The sequence below is a fragment of the Streptomyces sp. UNOB3_S3 genome (assembly GCF_020740895.1).
GTDB lineage: Bacteria > Actinomycetota > Actinomycetes > Streptomycetales > Streptomycetaceae > Streptomyces.
Genome location: NZ_JAILXP010000135.1, coordinates 1 through 17,605, shown reverse-complemented (window position 1 = coordinate 17,605; position 17,605 = coordinate 1). Strand labels below are relative to the sequence as shown.

At 73.1% G+C, this 17,605-nt stretch carries 16 protein-coding genes and 1 pseudogene; 12 read left to right on the top strand and 5 right to left on the bottom strand.

Translation table 11 applies throughout. The features are described from left to right. The first annotated feature begins 175 nt into the window (after positions 1 to 175). The 3 genes from K6I33_RS16690 (at position 176) to K6I33_RS16680 (ending at position 2,916) form a co-directional block, all read left to right on the top strand. On the top strand, positions 176 to 1,510 hold the full coding sequence (locus K6I33_RS16690) for a M20/M25/M40 family metallo-hydrolase (protein WP_229352737.1): 1,335 nt from the start codon (positions 176 to 178) through the stop codon (positions 1,508 to 1,510). 153 nt (positions 1,511 to 1,663) lie between these two features. Further along, complete coding sequence (locus tag K6I33_RS16685; RefSeq protein WP_229352733.1) at positions 1,664 to 1,897, top strand: chaplin; 234 nt, start codon at positions 1,664 to 1,666, stop codon at positions 1,895 to 1,897. Between the two features lie 158 nt (positions 1,898 to 2,055). Beyond that, complete coding sequence (locus K6I33_RS16680) at positions 2,056 to 2,916, top strand: chaplin (RefSeq protein ID WP_229352732.1); 861 nt, start codon at positions 2,056 to 2,058, stop codon at positions 2,914 to 2,916. Positions 2,917 to 3,018: 102 nt separating this feature from the next. On the opposite strand, the gene K6I33_RS16675 is transcribed toward K6I33_RS16680, so the two are convergent. Beyond that, a complete protein-coding gene (locus tag K6I33_RS16675) occupies positions 3,019 to 3,207 on the bottom strand; it encodes a DUF5703 family protein (RefSeq protein ID WP_126913460.1) in 189 nt (62 codons plus the stop codon). 47 nt (positions 3,208 to 3,254) lie between these two features. Between K6I33_RS16675 and K6I33_RS16670 the strand changes: the two genes are divergently transcribed. Beyond that, positions 3,255 to 4,091 carry a hypothetical protein gene (locus K6I33_RS16670; protein ID WP_229352727.1) on the top strand — a complete coding sequence of 279 codons (837 nt, stop codon included), beginning with the start codon at positions 3,255 to 3,257 and terminating at the stop codon, positions 4,089 to 4,091. Positions 4,092 to 4,211: 120 nt separating this feature from the next. Here K6I33_RS16670 and K6I33_RS16665 read toward each other — a convergent pair whose 3' ends face one another. Together K6I33_RS16665 and K6I33_RS16660 are read right to left on the bottom strand one after the other, a co-directional pair. Beyond that, positions 4,212 to 6,302: a helix-hairpin-helix domain-containing protein gene (locus tag K6I33_RS16665; protein ID WP_229352724.1), complete on the bottom strand. Its 2,091-nt coding sequence runs from the start codon at positions 6,300 to 6,302 to the stop codon at positions 4,212 to 4,214. Next, the gene (locus K6I33_RS16660) at positions 6,299 to 7,282 is read right to left on the bottom strand and encodes an aldo/keto reductase (RefSeq protein WP_229352721.1); all 984 of its coding nucleotides are present in this window, start codon (positions 7,280 to 7,282) and stop codon (positions 6,299 to 6,301) included. The genes K6I33_RS16665 and K6I33_RS16660 overlap by 4 nt, the downstream gene beginning before the upstream one ends. A 148-nt stretch (positions 7,283 to 7,430) precedes the next feature. Here K6I33_RS16660 and K6I33_RS16655 point away from each other — a divergent pair, with 148 nt between their 5' ends. Both K6I33_RS16655 and K6I33_RS16650 read left to right on the top strand, forming a co-directional pair. Further along, positions 7,431 to 8,480: an LLM class F420-dependent oxidoreductase gene (locus tag K6I33_RS16655; RefSeq protein ID WP_229352745.1), complete on the top strand. Its 1,050-nt coding sequence runs from the start codon at positions 7,431 to 7,433 to the stop codon at positions 8,478 to 8,480. 222 nt (positions 8,481 to 8,702) lie between these two features. After that, on the top strand, positions 8,703 to 9,491 hold the full coding sequence (locus K6I33_RS16650; protein ID WP_229352719.1) for a ferritin-like domain-containing protein: 789 nt from the start codon (positions 8,703 to 8,705) through the stop codon (positions 9,489 to 9,491). Between the two features lie 48 nt (positions 9,492 to 9,539). Here K6I33_RS16650 and corA read toward each other — a convergent pair whose 3' ends face one another. Continuing rightward, positions 9,540 to 10,532, bottom strand: a complete 993-nt coding sequence (corA, locus tag K6I33_RS16645; protein WP_229352742.1) for a magnesium/cobalt transporter CorA — start codon at positions 10,530 to 10,532, stop codon at positions 9,540 to 9,542. A 64-nt stretch (positions 10,533 to 10,596) separates the two neighbouring features. On the opposite strand from corA, the gene K6I33_RS16640 reads away from it, so the two are divergent. The 6 genes and pseudogenes from K6I33_RS16640 (at position 10,597) to K6I33_RS16615 (ending at position 16,910) form a co-directional block, all read left to right on the top strand. Then, on the top strand, positions 10,597 to 11,301 hold the full coding sequence (locus K6I33_RS16640) for a histidine phosphatase family protein (RefSeq protein ID WP_229352716.1): 705 nt from the start codon (positions 10,597 to 10,599) through the stop codon (positions 11,299 to 11,301). A gap of 111 nt (positions 11,302 to 11,412) precedes the next feature. Continuing rightward, positions 11,413 to 12,003: a DUF3090 domain-containing protein gene (locus tag K6I33_RS16635; RefSeq protein ID WP_189453721.1), complete on the top strand. Its 591-nt coding sequence runs from the start codon at positions 11,413 to 11,415 to the stop codon at positions 12,001 to 12,003. Continuing rightward, positions 11,967 to 12,788: an SCO1664 family protein gene (locus tag K6I33_RS16630; RefSeq protein WP_229352714.1), complete on the top strand. Its 822-nt coding sequence runs from the start codon at positions 11,967 to 11,969 to the stop codon at positions 12,786 to 12,788. The genes K6I33_RS16635 and K6I33_RS16630 overlap by 37 nt, the downstream gene beginning before the upstream one ends. A gap of 127 nt (positions 12,789 to 12,915) precedes the next feature. Beyond that, the gene (gene mshC / locus K6I33_RS16625) at positions 12,916 to 14,145 is read left to right on the top strand and encodes a cysteine--1-D-myo-inosityl 2-amino-2-deoxy-alpha-D-glucopyranoside ligase (RefSeq protein ID WP_229352711.1); all 1,230 of its coding nucleotides are present in this window, start codon (positions 12,916 to 12,918) and stop codon (positions 14,143 to 14,145) included. 144 nt (positions 14,146 to 14,289) lie between these two features. Further along, positions 14,290 to 16,530, top strand: a pseudogene (locus tag K6I33_RS16620) (TIM-barrel domain-containing protein); the annotation flags it as partial. A 242-nt stretch (positions 16,531 to 16,772) separates the two neighbouring features. Further along, positions 16,773 to 16,910 (top strand): hypothetical protein, encoded by a 138-nt coding sequence (locus K6I33_RS16615; protein WP_229352706.1) that lies wholly within the window; start codon positions 16,773 to 16,775, stop codon positions 16,908 to 16,910. A gap of 194 nt (positions 16,911 to 17,104) precedes the next feature. On the opposite strand, the gene K6I33_RS16610 is transcribed toward K6I33_RS16615, so the two are convergent. Then, the coding region (locus K6I33_RS16610) for a UTRA domain-containing protein (RefSeq protein WP_229352704.1) at positions 17,105 to 17,605 on the bottom strand (501 nt) is incomplete at its 5' end.

The window sequence follows — 17,605 nt, the reverse complement described above, 5'->3', positions numbered from 1 at the left end:
CCACGCCCCCGCCCGCACCTCCTCCCGGGCCGCCCGGCGCGTGATCGTTGCGGGTGTGTGTCGGCGGTATTGCGGCCTTGGGCCGGAGGAACGGGAGAGGGAGGATGGCCGTGGACTAACGCCGGTCCCGCCCGTGTCCGGGCGCGGTCCCGGCGGCGAACCACGAGGAGGCAGCGTGAGCGAGTCGAAGCCGGCCGGGGCCGGCACCGCCAGGAGCGGCGAGGAGGAGGTCGTCGACCTCTGCCGCGATCTGATCCGGATCGACACCAGCAACTACGGCGACCACTCCGGGCCCGGTGAACGGCTCGCCGCCGAGTACGTGGCCGAGAAGCTGGCCGAGGTGGGGCTGGAGCCGCGGATCATCGAGTCGCACAAGGGCCGGGCCTCGACGGTGGCGCGGATCGAGGGCGAGGACCCGTCCCGGCCGGCGCTCCTGATCCACGGCCACACCGACGTCGTGCCCGCCAACGCGGCGGACTGGACCTACGACCCCTTCGGGGGCGAGATCGCGGACGGCTGCCTGTGGGGCCGTGGCGCGGTCGACATGAAGGACATGGACGCGATGACGCTGGCGGTCGTCCGCGACCGGCTGCGGTCGGGCCGCAAGCCGCCCCGCGACATCGTGCTGGCCTTCCTCGCCGACGAGGAGGCGGGCGGCACCTACGGCGCCCGCCACCTCGTCGACAAGCACCCGGAGCTCTTCGAGGGCGTGACCGAGGCGATCGGCGAGGTCGGCGGCTTCTCCTTCACGGTCAACGAGAACCTGCGGCTCTACCTGATCGAGACCGCCCAGAAGGGCATGCACTGGATGCGGCTCACCGTGGACGGCACGGCGGGCCACGGTTCCATGACCAACAAGGACAACGCGATCACCGAGCTGTGCGAGGCCGTCGCGCGGCTGGGGCGGCACGAGTTCCCGGTGCGGGTCACCAAGACCGTGCGGTCCTTCCTCGACGAGCTGTCGGACGCCCTGGGCACCCCGCTGGACCCGGAGGACATGGAGGCGACGCTCGCCAAGCTCGGCGGCATCGCCAAGATGGTCGGCACCACCCTGCGCAACACCGCCGCCCCGACGATGCTCGGCGCCGGGTACAAGGTCAACGTCATCCCCGGCCAGGCCGTCGCGCACGTCGACGGAAGGTTCCTGCCGGGCTACGAGGAGGAGTTCCTCGCCGACCTCGACCGGATCCTCGGGCCGCGCGTCAAGAGGGAGGACGTCCACGCGGACAAGGCGCTGGAGACCAGCTTCGACGGCAGGCTCGTCGACGCGATGCAGTCGGCGCTGCGGGCCGAGGACCCCATCGCGCGCGCCGTGCCGTACATGCTCTCCGGCGGCACCGACGCCAAGTCCTTCGACGACCTCGGCATCCGCTGCTTCGGCTTCGCGCCGCTCCAGCTGCCCCCCGAGCTGGACTTCGCCGGAATGTTCCACGGCGTGGACGAGCGGGTGCCCGTCGATGGTCTGAAATTCGGTGTGCGTGTGCTCGATCGCTTCCTGGATCAGTGCTGAGCCCGTTGCCGAATCCTCGTCAACTTGCCCGTATCCGACGCTTCCGTAGCCGGAAAGAGTGAACGCAGGGAGGCTTACGTAGCCCCATTCCCTCCTCGTCGTTACAGGTGTGCGGTCCGCGGCTGGGACCGCATTGCCAACAAGGAGGAAACAATGCTCAAGAAGGTCGTCGCCGCCGCGGCTGCCACTGGTGGTCTCGTTCTCGCGGGTGCCGGCATGGCCGCCGCCAGCAACGGAGCCCAGGGTGCGGCCGTGAACAGCCCCGGCGTCGTCTCGGGCAACGTCATCCAGGCTCCCATCGAGGTGCCGGTCAACGTGTGCGGCAACACGATCAACGTCGTCGGGCTGCTCAACCCTGCCACGGGCAACGTCTGCGTCAACAAGTGACGTTCTGTCCAATCTCGTAAGGGATTGAACCAGGGTGGCTCCGGGGTACGTCGCACGTACTCCGGAGCCGTTGGGCTTTCGACTCGGTCATTCCGGGCGCGGTAAGACGATCGTTCCGAGCGTCCGGTATGGCAAAACGCAGAGGGGCAAGACAAATAATGCGACAGGTCACCAAGAAGGGCCTGCTCTCCGTGGCGGCGGCGAGCGGTGTGCTCGCTGTGACCGGCGGCTACGCGATGGCGGACTCGGGTGCCACCGGCGCTTCGGCGCACTCCCCGGGCGTCGCGTCCGGGAACACCGTCCAGGTTCCGGTCCATGTGCCGGTGAACGCCTGCGGCAACACCGTGAACGTGATCGGGCTGCTCAACCCGGCCACGGGCAACCGGTGCTTCAACGGCGGCGGACACGGCCACAAGGGCCACGGGCACGGCGGCAGCGGCCACGGCGGCGCGCAGGCGCAGGGCGCGAGTGAGGACTCGCCCGGCGTGGCGTCCGGCAACACCGTGCAGGCGCCGGTCAGCATCCCGGTCAACGCGTGCGGCAACAGCGTCGACGTCGTGGGCATCGGCAACCCGGCCACGGGCAACACCTGTGTCAACGACGGTCATGGCGCTCCCGGCCACGACCACGACCGCAAGCCGCCGCAGGGCGAGCACCCGGGCCACCCCGGGCACCCCGGGAAGCCGGGTCACCCCGGTGAGCACAACCCCGGTGGGCACCACAACCCACCCACCGAGCACAAGCCGGGCCACCAGCCGCCGGCCGGTGAGCACCACAACGGCCCCGGCACCCACGCGCAGGCCCCGGGCAAGCACCACACCCAGCCGGCCATGGAGGTGAAGGACGCACACCGCGCCCCCGCCGTCCTCGCCGAGCACCGTCCGGCCACGGTCGCCCAGAAGGCCGCCGAGCTCGCGCACACCGGCGCGGGCCAGCTCGGCGCGGCCGGCGCGGCCAGCGCGGGCCTGCTGGTCGGTGGCGCGATGCTCTACCGCCGCTCGCGCGGCGCCCAGGGCTGACCGTCCCACCGGAGGAACCGGAAAGGAGCGGGCCCCGCGACCGCGGGGCCCGCTCCCTTCGTTCTTCCTCCCCGCCACGGCCCGGCCGTCACCGTCCGGCCGTCACCACGTGGCGCGGAGCTGACGGATGATCCTGCGCCGCAGCCGCACCTTGCGGCTGCCGTCCGGATAGAGACGTAGTCGGTCCAACTCCCAGTGTCCGTACTCGGCATGGTCGGTCAGCAAGCGTGTGGCCGCCTTCCGGGAGACCCCCCGGGGCACATACACATCGCAGAATTCGTATTCCGGCATCGCATCTATTGTGCGGGAACGGGCCCGGTGCGGATAGCGTCTGCACTATGTCTGATGCTGCGCAGCCAACCGCTGCCGAGGTACGGGCCGCCGCCGAGGCGGTCAAAGCCGCTCTGGACCGCCACCTCGAGGCCGTCGAACGCCGTTCGGGGGAGGACGACCCGGCCGTCTACGCCGCGTTCAACGAGCTGGCCGCGACAGCCGAGGCCTATGACGAGCTTCTCTACGACGCCTACGACGAGGTCACCCCCTTCGAGATCCCCGGCGACGACACCCTGCCCGCCTACGCCGGGCCGGAGGAGCCCAGCGCGCTGAGCGTGCTGATCCGCCGGGACTACGCGGTGGCCGAGCCCCAGCGGCTGCTCGCGCAGGCGCGTCGCGTCGCGGACCTCGATCCGGACGTGGACGCGGACCTGCGCGCGGGCGCGTCCGGCGGAGGCAAGGGCTCCGCCGGGGGCGGCGTCCACACGGCGCTCGGGGTCATCTTCGAGGAGTACGAGGCCGACGAGATCGCCTCCCGGCACAAGGAGTTCGGCCTGGTCGAGGGCGACTCCACGCTGTGGGTGACCGCGGCGGAGGAGCTTCCCGACCCGGGGGAGTGGCTGTCGGCCCCCTTCGACCAGCCGGACCCGCAGACGGTCGTCTGCCGCTTCGACGCCAGTGCCGTCTTCGACGAGGACGGCGACGACGAGGGCGCCGGGGACGACGACGGCGATGACGGCGACGACGGTGACGAGGACCTCGACGAGGACGACATCGACGGCGACGACGGCATCGACGACGACCTGGACGTGGAGGACGCGGAAGCCGACGTCGGCGCCGGCACGGCCGGCCGGGCCGGCGGGGGGCCGGAGAAGGACGCCGGCCGGACACCAGGACGCTGACCCGGGGCGGCACCCGGGCCCGGGGAACCGGGCGGACGTTCCGGCAGCGCGGTCCTCTCCCTCTCCGCCGGAGAGGGAGAGGACCGCGCTGTCAGCCGCCGGGGGCCGCCGGGCAGTCGGTCAGCCGGCCTGCCGTGTCTGTGCCTCCAGCAGGGCCCTGAGCCGGGTGGTCCGCTCCTTCGCCGGCACCTCGGCGACCGCGCGGGGCAGGGCCTGCTCCACGCCGTGCACGACCGACAGATGCCGCTCGGCGCGGCCGAACGCCGTGTAGACCCAGGACCGGGTCAGCGTCGGCGCGGCGTCGCCCGGCAGTACGACGACGGCCGCCGGCCAGCGCGCACCGGCCGCCTGATGGGCGGTCACGGCCCAGCCGTGGCGCACCTCGTCGCCGACGCGCTCGCGCGGTACGACGACGGGCGTGCCCCCGCAGTCCAGCCGCAGCCCCTCGGCGTCCGCCGACACCACCGTGCAGGGGACCATACGGCCGGGCGCGGGCACATGGGCGACGCGGTCGCCCGGGTCGAAGCCGCCGAAGCGGCCGGGGCCCGGGTTGAGCCGCTCCTTGAGGGCCGCGTTGAGCGCGCGGGTGCCGGCGGGGCCGCCATGGCCCGGGGCGATCACCTGGACGTCGCCGGGCTCGACGCCGAACGCGCGCGGCACGGAGTCGGCGACGAGCTGCACCGCGCGGTGCACGGCCTCGCCCGGCTCCCGCACCGGGACGATCACGACCTCCTTGCCGGGGGCGGCCACCTGGCCGAGCTCGCCGATCCCGATGCCGGAGACCAGCTCGCCGATCGGGCCCGGGTCCGGGGTGCGCGAGACGACCGCCGGGCAGGCGCGGGCGGCCAGCACGTCCGCGAAGACACGGCCGGGCCCGGCGGACCACAGCACGCCCGGGTCGCCGCTGAGCACCAGCCGGGTGCCGTCGGCGAGGGATTCCACGAGCAGCGCGGCGGTCTCCACGTCGAGCTGCGGGGCGTCCAGGACGGCCAGCACATCGAGCGCCAGGGCGCCGTCCGCGTCGCGTCCCGGGCCCTCCTGGCCCGACAGCAGGCCGGCGACGGTCACGGCACCGGCCACGCCGAGCCCGGTCAGCCGGCGCCTGCCGTCCTCGGTGTGGGCGGCGGCCCACGCCCGCAGGCCCAGGCCGGCGGCGGCCGTCACCAGGGCGGCGGGCTCGGCGCGGGCGGCCTCGCCGCCGCTGTGCGTCACGAGGCCGGAGGCCGCGGCGGCGCGGATCAGCTCGGCGGCCGAGGGGGAGGGGGCGTCCTCCGCCGCGGCGGCCCAGCCCTCTCCCGGCTCGGGGGCGGCGTTGACCAGCCGCGCGAGGCCGTCGGCGAGGCTCTCCTCGGCCATGGCGTACCGGTCGAGGCCGAGCAGCAGCCGCACGGGCTCCTCGGGCTCCTCGGTCTCCTCCCCGTTCTCGGTCCCGTCCTCCGGCCCTTCCCGGAACACCAGCACGGTGCCCTCGGCGAGGACGTCCCGCAGCGCGGCCTCCGGGTCGGGGACGGAGCACCGGGAGAGCTCGGCGACCACGGCCGAGGACTCGAGGACGGTGTGCCCGGTGAGGGCGGCGCGCTCCAGGAACCGGGCCACCAGGGCCCGCGCCCGCCGCTCGTCGCCCGGCCCGCACGCGTCGCCGAGCAGCGCCCGCGCGAACCCGTCGGCCTGCTCGGGCCGCACCGCCGGTACGGCCAGCAGCCGCCACGGGTCCTCGCGGAGCTCCTCGGCGGCGTGCTCGCCGAGCGCCTCGGCGACCTGACCGGCGAGCGCCTCGGGCGCCCCTCCGGCGGTGAGCACCTCGGTCAGCCCGGCGCTGGGCGCGACGCGCGCGGCCCGCACGGGCGGGGCCATGGCACCTGGCCCGGCCACGGCGGGCCCGGCGGCGGTCCCGGTGGCGGCCGGAGCGGGCGCGGGGCGCCGGGCCGCGGGCTTCGCCTTCGGCTCGTTGAAGAACGACGCCGCGTCCCGCTCCCCGCTCTCCACGGCCCGCACGGCCGCGGCCAGCGCCTCGGCGACAGCGGACCGCGCCTTCCCGGCGGGGGCGTCCCCACCACGCGGGGCACCGGCTTCCTCCCCACCGGCCTCCTCCCCACCGGGGCCCTCGGCGGCGCCGCGCGAGTCGGCGCCCGGCTCCGCGTCCGCCGGGTGCGGCTCCGCGCCCCGCGGGGGCGTCGGTTCGGCCTCGCCGGCGAGGCGATCGGTACTCACAGCGTGCTCCAGTCCTGGTCCGGGTAGCGGTGCACGGGCGCCGACACGTCGTCGAGCGCCTGGCAGATCTCGTCCGGAAGCGTAAGGGTCTCCACTGACAACGCCGCCCTGAGCTGCTGCGCCGTGCGCGCGCCGAGGAGCGGGGCGACGACGCCGGGGCGGTCGCGGACCCACGCCAGGGCCACCTGGAGGGGCGTCGTGGCGAGCCCGTCCGCCGCCGTGCGTACCGCGTCGACCACCCGCCGCGCCGCGTCGTCCAGGTACGGGGCGACGAAGGCGGCGAGGTACTCGGACGCGCCGCGCGAGTCGGCGGGGGTCGCGTGGCGGTACTTGCCCGTCAGCACGCCCCGGCCGAGTGGGGAGGACGGCAGGATGCCGACGCCCAGGTCGAGCGCGGCGGGCAGCACCTCCCGTTCGACGCCGCGCTGGAGCAGCGAGTACTCCATCTGCGCGCACGCCAGCCGCGTCCGCGCCCCCGGCGCGGCCAGCTGCCAGGTCGCGGCCCGGGCGAGCTGCCAGCCGCTGAAGCCCACGACCCCCGCGTAGCGGGCCCGTCCGCTGCTGACCGCGAGGTCGACGGCCTGGAGGGTCTCCTCGATGGGGGTCGTGGGGTCGAAGGCGTGGATCTGCCAGATGTCGACGTAGTCCGTGCCGAGCCGCTCCAACGAGGCGTCGAGCGCCGCGAGGAGGTGGCCGCGCGAGCAGTCGACGCGCCGCACCGGGTCGAGGACGCTGCCCGCCTTGGTCGCGATGACCAGGTCCCGGCGCGGCACGAGGTCCTCCAGGAGCTGCCCGAGCAGATACTCCGCGCCGCCGTCCGCGTAGACGTCGGCGGTGTCGACGAGCGTGCCGCCCGCGCCCCAGAAGGTCTTGAGCTGCTCGGCCGCGTCGTGCTCCCCCGTGTCCCGGCCCCAGGTGAGGGTGCCCAGCCCGAGCCGGGACACCCGTAGGCCCGTACGGCCGAGATGCCTTTGTTCCATGAGCGCTGAGAGTACTGGCCATGCCCCGCGCGGACGCCATCCCGCCACGGCACCCGCCCGGCCGACCGGTGACGAGGCGCGGGTCCGCGCGCTAGAGTCCCCGCAACGACGACGTTACTGATGAGTAAGGGGCGTAGACATGGGCCGGATGAAGCTCGGGATCAACCTCGGCTACTGGGGGGCCGGGATGGACGCCGACAACCTCGCGGTCGCCCGCGAGGCCGACCGGCTCGGCTACGCGGTCTGCTGGGCCGCCGAGGCCTACGGCTCGGACGCGCCCACCGTGCTGTCCTGGGTCGCGGCGCAGACCGAGCGGATCGACGTAGGCTCGGCGATCCTCCAGATCCCGGCCCGTACGCCCACGATGACGGCGATGACCGCCGCCACCCTCGACTCCCTCTCCGGCGGCCGGTTCCGCCTCGGCCTCGGCGTCTCCGGCCCGCAGGTCTCCGAGGGCTGGTACGGCGTGAAGTTCGACAAGCCGCTCGCCCGCACCCGCGAGTACGTCGAGATCATCCGCAAGGCCATGGCCCGCGAGCGCGTCTCCCACGAGGGCGACCACTGGACGCTGCCGCTGCCCGGCGGCCCGGGCAAGCCCCTCAAGCTCACCGTCCACCCGGTGCGCGAGCACATCCCGCTGTACATCGCCGCGATCGGCCCGAAGAACCTGGAGCAGACCGGCGAGATCGCCGACGGCGCCCTCGTGATCTTCTTCGCCCCCGAGCACGCCGAGGAGACCACCCTCGGCGCCCTCCGCGCGGGCCGCGAGAAGGCGGGCAGGACGATGGAAGGCTTCGACATCGTCCCGACCGTGCCCATGGCCGTCGGCGAGGACGTCGACGCCCTCGCCGACCTCTTCCGCCCCTACACCGCCCTCTACGTGGGCGGCATGGGCAGCGCCAAGCAGAACTTCTACAACAAGCTGGCGCGCCGCATGGGCTACGAGAAGGAGGCCGCCGAGATCCAGGAGAAGTACCTCTCCGGCGACAAGGCGGGCGCCGCCGCGGCCGTCCCCCGGCAGCTGATCGACTCCACCGCCCTGCTGGGGCCCGTGGAGCGCATCGCCGACCGGATGCAGGCCTACGCGGACGCCGGGGTCACCACCCTGTCGCTGGCCCCGGCCGGCTTCACCCTCGACGAGCGGATCGCCGCCCTGCGCACCGGCGTCGAGGCCCTGGAGCGGGCCGGGCTCGCGTAACCGGGCCCGCACCGGGAAGTCCGCGGCCGTGGTGGGGGCTCGGGGGTCGTCTTCCCCGCCACGGCCGACACCGAACACAACGCCCGGGCGCCCGCGTGGTTACGCGCCGGGACGATCCGGAATCTTTAACCGCCGTCCTTCGTTCGGCCGAGCCTCCCGGGCCCCCTGATTGCCGCCTCCCGGGCACCGCACTTGACTGGGGTGCCTACGGAGGTGAAGACCATGCTCACGGCCCGGAGTCTGTTCCAGGAGATCCTCGGCGACGACGAGGCGTACCGGCTCTTCTGCTCGATCGCCGCCGGCGGCGAGGCGCAGGGCGGCTGGGAGAACGGCCGCATCGCCGCCCTGGTGCCCGAGAGCCAGTGCCACCTCGCCCCGAAGATCGCCCGGCACGGCGCGGACGAGGACAAGCACGGCCGGATCTTCAACGGCCTGCTGCGCCGCCGCGGCCTGGAACCGTGCACCGTGCCGGCCGAGACCGACTACACGATGATCCTCGAACGCCGCGGCATCGGGCTCCCGCATACCAGGCTGCGCGCCGACGAGCCGCTGACCGAGCGGGACATCGTCGTCTACCTGGCCCACAGCCGGGTCACCGAGCAGCGCGCGGCCGACCAGATGGACATGCTCACCCGGCACTTCTCCGACCACCCCGAGGTCGGCGCGGCCATCCGCATCATCTGCGCCGACGAGACCGATCACCTCGCCTACTGCCACGAGGAACTGCTGCGCCTGGCCGCCGCCGGGCACGGCCGCGCCATCCAGGACCTCCTCCGGCGCAGCGCCCTCGCCGAGATCGCCGTCCACCGCGACGTCGGCCTCGCCGTGATGTCCCGCATGGGCCGCATCCTGCGCTGGCCCGCGGCCAAGTCGGCGGCGCTCACGGCGGGCATCCACGCCCTGTACGCGTACGAGCGCCTGGGCGGCTGGCGCCGGATGGTCACCCTCCGGATGCCGGAGCGCCGCGACGCCCTGGGCGGCCCCGCGACGGCGGCCCCGGAGTTCGTCTGAGCCCGAGCTGCCGGGGCCCGAGCCCGAGCCGCCGGGGGCCGTGGGGGCTCACAGCCACCCGCGCTGTTTGAACAGCCGGTACAGCCAGCCGACCAGGCCCGCCATCAGCGCCACCACCACCGGATAGCCCCACGGCTGCCGCAGCTCCGGCATATGGGCGAAGTTCATCCCGTAGATCCCGGCGATCATCGTCGGGACGGCCGCCATCGCCGCCCACGCCGAGATCTTGCGCATGTCGTCGTTCTGCTGGACGCCCATCTGCGCGAGATGAGCGGAAAGAATGTCCGAAAGCAGCCGGTCGAGGCCCTCCACCGACTCGTTCGCCCGCGCCAGGTGGTCGCTCACGTCACGGAAGAACGGCCAGGACTTCTCGTCCACGAACGGCAGTTCCGTCGCGGACAGCCGCGCCAGCGGCTCGATGAGCGGCAGGATCGCCCGGCGGAACTCCACGACCTGGCGCTTGAAGGAGTAGATCCGCGACGCCGTGTGCCGCACGTCCTCGCCCAGCGGCGCGAACACCTCGGCCTCCAGCTCGTCCAGATCCGCGTGGAGCAGGACCGCCACGTCCGTGTAGTGGTCCACGACCGCGTCGCACACCGCGTACAGCACCGCCGTCGGCCCGTGCCGCAGTATGTCCGGATCCCGCTCCAGCCGTCTGCGCACCTGCCCCAGCGGGCTGCCCTCGCCGTGCCGGACGGTCACCACGAAGCAGTTCCCGATGAAGACCATCAGCTCGTCCGTGGTCACCGTGTCCCGCACGTCGTCGTAGACCACGGGCTTGAGGACCATGAACAGCGAGTCGTCGTAGACCTCCAGCTTCGGCCGCTGATGCGCGTTGAGCGCGTCCTCCACGGCCAGCGGATGCAGCCCGAACTCGCTCGTGACCAGGTCGAACTCCTTCTCGGTGGGCTCGTACAGCCCGATCCAGACGAACGACTCGCTCTCGGCGCGGGCCGCCTCCAGCGCGTCCGCCAGCTCGGCCGGGGTCTCGGTGCGCTCCCCGTGCCGGTAGATGGCGCAGTCCACGATCACGCAAGCCATTCTGCCGCTCATCCGCCCGCCGTACACCCGCCGCGGCCCGGACGGTGGTCGTAGGCTGACGGCCATGCCCACGCTGATCCTGGTCCGGCACGGCCGGTCGACCGCCAACACCGGGGGAGTGCTCGCCGGGCGGACCCCCGGCGTGACCCTGGACGAACGGGGCACGGCCCAGGCCGCCGCCCTCCCGGCCCGGCTCGCGGACGTCCCGCTCGCCGCCGCCGTCACCAGCCCGCTGCTGCGCTGCCGCGAGACCCTCGCCCCCCTGCTCGCCGCCCGCCCGGAACTGCCGCTCCACACCGACGAGCGGATCTCCGAGTGCGACTACGGCGACTGGTCCGGCCGCAAGCTCACCGAGCTGGCCGGCGAACCGCTGTGGGAGGTCGTCCAGCGCCACCCCTCCGCCGCCGCCTTCCCCGGCGGCGAGTCCCTGCGCGCCGTGCAGACGCGCGCCGTGGACGCCGCCCGGGAGTGGAACGAGCGCGTCGAGCGCGAGCACGGCGCCGACGCGGCCTATCTGATGTGCACCCACGGCGATGTGATCAAGGCCCTCGTCGCCGACGCCCTGGGCCTCCACCTCGACCAGTTCCAGCGGATCACCGCCGACCCCTGCTCGGTCACCGCGATCCGCTACACCCGGCTGCGCCCCTTTCTGCTGCGCCTGGGCGACACCGGAGACCTCGCGGCCCTCGCCCCGCGGCCGGCCGCCCCGGCGGGCGAGGGCGGCGAGGGCGCGGACGCGGCCGTCGGGGGCGGTGCGGGAGCACCGTGATCGTCGCGAGCAGTAGGGTGGTGGCGCGGGAACCCGGGGGCCACCGCCCCCGGCTGCCCGCACCCGGAACGCAAATCCTCAAGTGACCTCCGAACCCCATGGAGCAGGACGTTGTCCCGTCAGGTGTTCCTCTATGACCCACCGGACCGCTTCGTCGCCGGTACGGTCGGGCTGCCGGGCCGCCGCACTTTCTTCCTCCAGGCCAGCGCGGCCGGTCGCGTCACCAGTGTGGCGCTGGAGAAGGCCCAGGTCGAAGCCCTCGCCGAGCGTATCGACGAGCTGCTGGACGAGGTCGTCCGGCGCACCGGCGGCAACGCCCCGGTGCCCGCCGTGGCCCCGGTCGAGCTCGCCGACACCGCCCCGCTGGACACCCCCGTCGAGGAGGAGTTCCGCGTCGGCACCATGGCCCTGGCCTGGGACGGCGACGGCGAGCGCATGGTGGTGGAGGCCCAGGCCCTCGTCGAGCTGGAGGCCGGTACCGACGAGGACCTCGCCGAGGCCGAGGAGCGGCTGCTCCAGGACGAGCTGAACGGGCCGCCGATGCTCCGCGTCCGGCTCACCGGCACCATGGCCCGCGCCTTCGCCAAGCGCGCGCTCGAAGTCGTCAACGCCGGCCGGCCGCCCTGCCCGCTGTGCAGCCTGCCGCTCGACCCGGAGGGACACGTATGCCCGCGCCAGAACGGATACCGCCGGGGAGCGTGACCCCGCACGAGCTCCTTGCCAAGGGCGAGCTGACGGTCCGGGGCCGGGTCCGCGAGGCGTCCAACGCGGTCCTGTACTGCACGGTCGAGTACGAGGGCGTGAGCGCCGCCTGCGTCTACAAGCCCGTCGCGGGGGAGCGGCCCCTGTGGGACTTCCCCGACGGCACCCTCGCCCAGCGCGAGGTCGCCGCGTACGAGCTCTCCGAGGCCATGGGGTGGGGCCTGGTCCCGCCCACCGTGCTGCGCGACGGGCCCTACGGCGAGGGCATGTGCCAGCTGTGGATAGAGGCGTCGGCCGACGAGGAGGCCCTCCTCGCCCTCGTGGAGGGCGAGGAGCCGGGCCCCGGCTGGAAGGCCGTGGGCTACGCCGACGTGGGCGAGGACCGCACCGCGCTGCTCGTCCACGCCGACGACGAACGGCTGCGGCGGCTGGCCGTGCTCGACGCGGTGATCAACAACGGTGACCGCAAGGGCGGCCACCTGCTGCCCGCCCCCGGCGGCCGGCTCTACGCCATCGACCACGGTGTGACGTTCAACGCGGACGACAAACTGCGCACGCTGCTGTGGGGGTGGGCGGGAGAACCGCTGCCGGAGGAGGCCCTGGAGGCCCTGCGGCGGCTTTCGGCCGACCTGGAGGAGGGCCGGCCGCTGGCCGGACGGCTGGCGGAGCTCATCACATCCGCCGAGATCGACGCTCTCCGCGCCCGGGTGGCGGACCTGCTGCGCACCGGGCGGCACCGCGAGCCCAGCGGCCAGTGGCCGGCCATCCCCTGGCCTCCCGTGTGATCTTTTGTGATCTTTCCGGGCCGGCGCATGGGAATACACATGTGGGAAGCCCTGCGCAAGAAGGGAACTTCGGCCAACCCCTGTGCCCGGTTCGTATCCGGAACTCGCATCCGGTTACGCTCAGGACATGCATGCCTGGCCCGCTTCTGAGGTTCCCGCCCTGCCCGGCAGTGGCCGCGACCTCCGGATCCACGACACCGCGACCGGTGAACGGGTGACCCTCGCCCCCGGTCCCGTCGCCCGTATCTACGTGTGCGGCATCACGCCGTACGACGCCACCCACATGGGGCACGCGGCGACCTACAACGCGTTCGACCTCGTGCAGCGCGTGTGGCTCGACACCAAGCGGCAGGTGCACTACGTCCAGAACGTCACCGACGTGGACGACCCGCTGCTGGAGCGGGCCGTGCGCGACGGCGAGGACTGGACCGCGCTCGCCGAGCGCGAGACCGCGCTCTTCCGCGAGGACATGACCGCCCTGCGGATGCTCCCGCCGCGCCACTACGTGGGCGCCGTCGAGTCGATACCCAAGATCGTCCCGCTGGTGGAGCGGCTGCGCGACGCCGGTGCCGCCTATGAGCTCGAGGGCGACATCTACTTCTCCGTCGCCTCCGACCCCGCCTTCGGCGGCGTCTCCCACCTCGACGCCGAGGCGATGCGCCTGCTCTCCGCCGAGCGCGGCGGCGACCCGGACCGCCCGGGCAAGAAGAACCCCGTCGACCCGATGCTGTGGATGGCCGCCCGCCCGGGCGAGCCCAGCTGGGACGGCGCCTCGCTCGGCCCCGGCCGCCCTGGCTGGCACATCGAGTGCGTCGCCATCGCCCTGGAGCACCTGGGCATGGGCTTCGACGTCCAGGGCGGCGGCTCCGACCTGATCTTCCCGCACCACGAGATGGGCGCCTCGCACGCCCAGGCGCTCACCGGCGAGCACCCCTTCGCCAAGGCGTACGTCCACGCCGGCATGGTGGCCCTCGACGGCGAGAAGATGTCGAAGTCCAAGGGCAACCTGGTCTTCGTCTCGGCCCTCCGTCGCGACGGCGTCGACCCGGCGGCCATCCGCCTGTCGCTGCTGGCCCACCACTACCGCGCCGACTGGGAGTGGACGGACTCCGTCCTGACCGAGGCCGTGGAGCGCCTGGCCCGCTGGCGCGCGGCCGTCTCGCGCCCGGACGGTCCCTCCGCCGACGCGCTGGTGGAGGAGATCCGCGAGGCCCTCGCCGGCGACCTCGACTCCCCGGCCGCCCTGGCCGCCGTCGACCGCTGGGCCGCCGCCCAGGCCGCCGACGGCGGTACGGACGAGGGGGCGCCGGGCCTGGTCTCCCGCGCGGTCGACGCGCTGCTGGGCGTGGCGCTCTGACGGGCTGAGTCCTCACCGTTCCTAAGGGGCGTTCCGCGACGACGCGGGGCGCCCCTTCGTCGTACATAAGTCCATGGGCGGGCTACGCGAGTCCATGGTGACGCCCGTGACGGGTGCGCTAAGCACGCGTGCATGAGGCATCGAATGAAAGCGCGACCACGGCTGAGAACCGCGGTGGCGGGCGCCCTGCTCGGCCTGGCGGCCGCGATGGCGGGCCCGGTGGAGGCCGCACACGCCGCCCCCAACCCGGGTGGGCGGACGGTCGGCGACATCACGGGCTTCTCGACCGCCGGCCCCGTCTTCCACTTCCGCGCGGGCGAGGCCGCGGCACGGGTGAGCTTCGTGGCGGCCGACACGTTCCGCATCGAGCTGGCGCCCGACGGCACGTTCAGCGACCCCGTCGGCAAGGACATCGTGCGGCGGCAGGACCCGCCCCCGGCGACCCGCTGGCGGGAGCGGGGCGACCGCTACGAGCTGAGCACGTCGGCGGTCACGCTGCGCGCGTACAAGAAGCCCCTGCGCTTCGCCCTGCACCGCGCCGACGGCAGCCGCCTGTGGGCCGAGCCCAAGGGCATCAGCTGGACGGACGACACCACCACCCAGACCCTCTCCCGCGGGGCCGACGAGCAGTTCTACGGCGCCGGAATGCAGAACGGGCGCGGCAGCACCTCGCACCGGGGAAAGACCGTCGAGGTCGGTGTCGACTACAACTGGAACGACGGGGGCCATCCGAACTCCGTCCCGTTCTACCTCTCCTCGGCGGGCTACGGCGTCTACCGCAACACCTACGCGCCCGGGACCTACTCCTTCACCGACCCGGTGACCACGAGCGAGAAGGAACGCCGCTTCGACGCGTACTACTTCGCCGGGAATTCGCCGAAGGCCGTCATCGGCCAGTACACCAGGCTCACCGGCCGCCCCTTCCTGCCGCCGCTGTACGGCCTGGAGATCGGCGACTCGGACTGCTACCTGCACAACAAGAACCGCGGTGAGCGGCGCACGCTGGACGCCCTGAAAGTCGCCGACGGATACGTCGGCCACGACATGCCGCTGGGCTGGATGCTCGTCAACGACGGCTACGGCTGCGGCTACGAGAACCTGGCCGAGGCCAACAAGGGCCTCGGCGACCGCCGGATGAAGATGGGCCTGTGGACCGAGGACGGCCTCGGGAAACTCGCCGACCAGGTGAAGGCCGGCCAGCGCGTCGCCAAACTCGACGTCGCCTGGGTCGGGGACGGCTACAAATTCGCCCTCGACGGCTGCAAGGACGCCTACAAGGGCATCGAGGACAACAGCGACGCCCGCGGCTTCACCTGGGCCCCCGAGAGCTGGTCCGGTGCCCAGCGCTGCGGAGTGCAGTGGTCCGGCGACCAGAAGGGCTCCTGGGACTACATCCGCTGGCAGATCCCCACCTACGCGGGCGCGACGATGTCGGGGCTGGCCTATACGACGGGCGACGTCGACGGCATCTTCGGCGGCAGCCCCCGCACATACGTCCGCGACCTCCAGTGGAAGGCGTTCCTGCCTGCCGTGATGACGATGGACGGCTGGGCGCCGAGCGACAAACAGCCCTGGCGGTACGGCGATCCGTACACCTCCATCAACCGCAAATACCTCAAGCTGAAGGAATCCCTGCTGCCGTACATGTACTCCTACGCGGCGGAGGCGACCCGCACGGGCGTCGGCCCGGTGCGCCCGCTGGCGCTGGAATACCCGGACGACCCGAAAGCGGCGTCGGACGCGGCGAAATACGAATTCCTGACGGGCGAGTACTTCCTGGTGGCCCCGGTCCACGAGGACACGGACGTCCGCGACGGCATCTATCTCCCCAAGGGGAAATGGACCGACTACTGGACCGGCCGCGTCCACGAGGGCCCGACGACGGTGAACGGCTACCGCGCCCCGCTCGACACCCTCCCGCTCTTCGTGAAGGCGGGCGCGAACATCCCCATGTGGCCCGGAATCCGCTCGTACGAGGACCGGACCGTGGATTCCCCCGTGGCCTGGGACGTCTACCCCCGCCCCCAGGACACGTCCTCCTTCACCCTCTACGAGGACGACGGCGTCACCCGCGCCCACCGCACGGGCGCCTACGCGGAACAGAAACTGACGGTCCGCGAGGCGGGCGACATCACCCTGACCCTGGACGCGTCACGCGGCGACTTCCGCGGCAAACAGACGGCCCGCCCGTACGACTTCACGGTCCACACGGGCACGGCACCGCGGGCTGCTTCGCTGGACGGCCGCGAACTGCCGCGGCTGGAATCGAAGGCGGCCTTCGAGGCGGCCGAGGCGGGCTGGTGGTACGACGCGGACGACCGGGGCGGTGTGGCGAGGGTGAAGACGGGGACGCGGGCGACGGATCGTTCCTTCAATCTGATGCTTGCAATTTCCGCTGATTCAGACGGAGTTGCTCGCAGATAGGCGATAGAGTCACCGCGCGACGATGCGATTGCCGCACCTGTCTGTCCGGGAGCCCACCGCCGGTCAGCCTGCCCCACCCGGGGGAGGGCCTGACTGGGGCGCGGCCACCCCGTACGCCGGGAACGGCCGCGCCCATGGCCGGGCCTTCCGTCCGGAAGGCCTGACCAACGGTGGGCATTGCCCACTCCGGAGAGAGGCGCGCGATGCGTCATCGCAAGAAGAAGGACCGGTCTCGCCTGAGGGCCCGGCTCTACCGGCTGTACCGCTGGACTGCTCCCCTGATGGGGGCGGTCATCGTGGCCGCAGCGCGGTGGTGGCTGGAGGTGAGGTTCCGGAAGTGACGCCAGTGGTGTGCCCCCATCACATCCACTGATGGGGGTACACCGAACGTCACAATCCTTCTTACAGGGTGCCCGCTGCCGTGCCCTCGGCAGTGGGCACCCACTACTGGACGTAGTGGATCCCCAATGGGCTCCCACCACCGTACCGGTCGCGAAGGACGCTCGCATGCGCTACGCGGCCGACTCCGCCCGATTCAACTCCCCAGTGGGTACTCGTCCGTCCGCGTCCAGCGGCCCGCCGGGCTGATGCCCACCTCGTAGGCGAGGGCGCGGCCCTCGGTGTCGTAGGCCAGGTGCCTCACCTCGGCGACGGCGGCAGGGGCGTCGAGCCGGAGGAGCTCCCGCTCCTCCTCGGTCGCGAGGCGGGCCGTCCACCAGTCGCGGCCGGTGTGGGCGTGGCGTCCGGTCGCCAGTTCCACGTAGCGGGTGGTGCCCTCGCGGACGCGGTGGTGGCGCAGGAGTCCGGGCGCGGCGGCGGCCACGTCGGCGGTGAACCACGACCACGACGTGGCCGTCGGTACGTCGCGGTCGTGGTTCACCCGGTGGCGCCGCGCCACGGGGTCGCCCGGGGCGACCCCGAGCGCGGTCGCCACCTCCTCGGGCGCGGGCAGCATCTGGGCGCCGACGATCTCGGCGTACTCGTGCCCGGCGTAGAGCCGCCCGGTCCGTACGGCCGTCGCGTACCGCTCCCGGGC